The 3,724-nt window shown below is 46.7% G+C and carries 2 protein-coding genes; one reads left to right on the top strand and one right to left on the bottom strand.

What is annotated here, in order from left to right; genetic code table 11:
* A partial coding sequence (locus AZ66_RS27765; protein WP_197081788.1) for an FtsW/RodA/SpoVE family cell cycle protein occupies nucleotides 1-729 on the bottom strand: 729 nt, incomplete at its 3' end.
* A 416-nt stretch (nucleotides 730-1,145) separates the two neighbouring features.
* On the opposite strand from AZ66_RS27765, the gene AZ66_RS27760 reads away from it, so the two are divergent.
* A partial coding sequence (locus tag AZ66_RS27760; RefSeq protein ID WP_044357877.1) for a GNAT family N-acetyltransferase occupies nucleotides 1,146-3,724 on the top strand: 2,579 nt, incomplete at its 3' end.

Raw genomic sequence — 3,724 nt, 5'->3', positions numbered from 1 at the left:
AGTCCCAGCAATCCCGCCATGAGATACAGCATATAATGATTGAATCAGCTGATAGCCGCTTCCATCAGGATCGTCCCACGGATTCATAAAGGAAGTAATACGCTTCAACCGATAGCTTTTGAACACGGCGAGGAATATGATAATGGGCGCCAGTCCTAGCAGGATCGAACGAAGATGGGACAGCTTAGCACCACCGACATAGATGAGGATCCCGGTTACAATGATGATAAGCAGGGAAGAGCCGAAATCCGGCTGTTTCAATATTAATAAGGAGATGCAGCCAACTACGAATAGGAGTGGAAGCAGCCCGAGCTTGAAGCTGCGAATCTTGTCTCCCTTGCGGGCAATGAGAATAGATGCATAAAGCAGCACAAATAGTTTGATGAACTCCGTCGGTTGTAGGGTGAAGCCGCCTATCATAAGCCAGCGCCTTGCACCATTTACATCCTTGCCAATGAGCAGGACGAGCAGTAAGGTGGCAATGGAGCCGACTACAAGCAGGACAGATAACTTCTTGAGTTTTAAGTAGGGGATGCACATAAACAGCAGCATAAGAACGAATCCCACACAGGCAAATCCGAGCTGGCGATCAATAAAATACCAGGGCTGTTTATAATCTTGCAGCGCGGTGTATGAGCTTGCGCTAAATGTCATCATGATTCCGAAGCTTACCAGTAAGACAGTTAGCAGCAGTAAGAGAAAGTCTGGTCTTGTTCTCCGTATTTTCATCCCAGTTCCACATCCAATCCGCCTAAGACGCTATGTGTAGTGATTGAGAACATATATTCTAGAAATATAAATAGAAAAATCCCTCTACATACGCTAGAGGGGGATTCAATTATGCATTCGAAACTAAACAACAAAGAAGTTGCAATGAATGAAAGGAACGTCCAAAGTCATGGAATAGTAAGGATGGCGACTATGAAAATCCCAATATATGTGCATGTAAACGATCTTATCGTAGCTGTTCACGAGTGAGCTTGTCAACTACATATTGGACTGTTTACGAGCGGGTATGTGTGATTTCGAAAGTGTATTTCAAATGTAACATTTATCCACTGATATGATGATATAATCAACAGTGGCGATGTCATATAATGGCATGTTCGCTAGCTCTAGTTGAAGTAATCTTGGGAGGTTGCGGTATGATTCGTACAATCCAAATTGAAAAGTATCGACCCGAATTGGCAGCAGCAATCGCCGACATGTGGAATGATAGTCATGAATCATTCGGCGGCGGAAATTCAAGGATGACGGCACAGCAAGTGCGGCAGAGGGAGGAGAGTGCGGATACTCTAGCCTTATACTTAGCGCTAGACGGCGAACGGGTTGTGGGCTATTGCAAAATATGCGAGTACCGGGAAGACACGGGCGCGCTGTATGTGCATTTATTAAATGTCCATCCCGACTATCATAGGCAGAAGATTGGCAAGCAGCTCTTACTTCAAGTCATTGATGACACGATTACATTAGGATGGCCAAGATTGGATTTGTACACGTGGCAAAGCAATACGAAGGCGGTTCCTTTATATAAAAAATGCGGATTCTTCTGGGAGGATCGGGATGAAACGACACATCTCATGAATTTTATCCCCACAGTAGTCTGCACAGAGGCATTGACCCCTCATTTTGAGTATTTTGATTGGTATAAGGATTCCGTGAGAGAAATCACCCTCGCACCAGACGGCATCAAGCAGAATGGGTTCGACTATTATCGGTATGAGTGGGAGAAGTCCGGCAAGAAGCTGAGAGTGGAGTTTGAACGAAGAGGACGCGGTATGAGGCTGATTGATACGGATGATTATATATTGACGGCCGAGATCGCACAGCCGGATCTGATTTGCGGAAGAACCTACTCGATTCACTACCATCTCGTAAATAAGTCAGGGAAACCTCTTCACATCGAACTTCAAGGGAAGAGTGATCGCAATATTCATTTTGATTGGCAGTCCTCAATTGATGTGATTGGAGAAGTAACCCTCCAGGCAGAATTCAATGTTCAGCAATTGCAGGATGAAATCAGCCAGTGGAGAACCACTCCAACTATATGTACAGAGCTGTTGATCAATGGGAAATCCGCACAGTTCCGAGTCGGTGTTGTTCCGAAAGAGCCCGCTGCTGTGGAATTGAGGCTTCCTGATCTCGGCGCCTTCCATAGGAAGCAAGGCGTTGCCTATCTTGACATCGCAAGTCATCTGACAGAGCCAGCGACGTTCCGCTTCATGCTCCCTGCTCAAGATCAGATCGATTGGGAGCACAGCCAGTTCGAAATTCAGATCGAGCCGCTCTCCTGCAAGTCCATTCCACTCCAGTATCAAGTTCTTCAATTCGGTTATTACCAAACCGAGCTTCTAATACAAGTTGAGACAGAGTCTGGAGAATCATTGTCATTCACTCCGTTAATCAGTGCGTCATTTCCAGGGGTAGGTGCAGCTTACGGGGGGCGTTGCAACACAGGATGGCAGATTGGACATGGAAAATATGCAGTATCTCTCATGAAGGAGCATAACGACACAACGCTTAGCTGCGTCGGAATGGACAAGCACATGAGTCTCTTATTTCCGAAACTAGGGAAGCCTTTTTCGGATGAGTTCTCGAAGGCAGCGCCTAGTCATGTGTCTTTTGCAAGAGAAGAGAACGGAGCCATGGTGAAGGAAGTGCATTACCGCTCCTCAGCTTTCACGGGCGTCTTATTGAAAGTAATGACTCGGCTTCATGGCGATGGCATCGTTGAACGCTGGTTCGAAGCAACGAATGAAGGGGATAAGCCGCTGCTTGAAGATGTATGGATATCCCAATCCGTTCGTCATGATCTCTACCGCGCAATCATTCCTTATGCGGGTAAGTTTGTAGAAATGAATGATTCTATCGGAAGAGAATATGAGTACTGGGACAGCAACCTAATAACGGAACGTTGGTTGTTCAGCCGCGGAGACGAACTGCCAATCGGGATAAGCTGGGGTAAGGATTACGAATTGAAGTTCCAAGGCTGGTATATGGATTTGGACACGAATATGGGGATGCTTGATGCATGGAAGACAGTGAAGAGTGAACCCATATTCATTTCATTGGGAAGCTTTGTGGATTGGAAGGCATTCCGAGCTTGTTCCATGCAGGAGGGATGGGATGAGCATATCGAACTTACCCCTCAGACGCATCTGCAGCCAGTAGACCGGAATCCGTTCGTGAAGGGCGAACCAACCATGATCTTGGAGGATCGGAAACATAGCATATGGAGTGGCAATGTGCAGATGTCATACCGCTATTCGGCAGAGATTGAAGCCCAGTGCTCCATATCGCCTGAAGAAGAGGTGGCCCAAGCAAGCGTCACGTTGCGGCCACTTCTTCAATCGATCGATGTTGTTGATGCTCACACATGCTTGGATGTAGAGCTAGGGCAGTATCATTCAGCAATCTTCCGTCAGTTATCGAGCCCGATTGATTGCACCGAGACGGTGGAGTCGGAGTATACCGTATACACGGTTGATAACGGGGTTATTCGGATGAAAGCGGCGCCTGACTATTATTCTTCTCTGTTCTCGCTCGAAGTTGAAGGGGAAGAATGGTTGATGAGTAATTTCCCGGCTCGGGACGTCAAGTCATGGTGGAATCCTTTTGTCGGTGGGCTATACTCCAGCCTCAATCAGCTTACGATGCTGTCAACCTTGAAACAAGAACGGTCTGCACAATTTGTTAAGCTGTTTGATCAGCATCGTAATGAATG

The organism is Paenibacillus sp. E194 (genome assembly GCF_000935845.1).
Classification (GTDB): domain Bacteria; phylum Bacillota; class Bacilli; order Paenibacillales; family Paenibacillaceae; genus Paenibacillus_B; species Paenibacillus_B alvei_B.
This window is presented reverse-complemented; position numbering and strand designations above follow the sequence as displayed.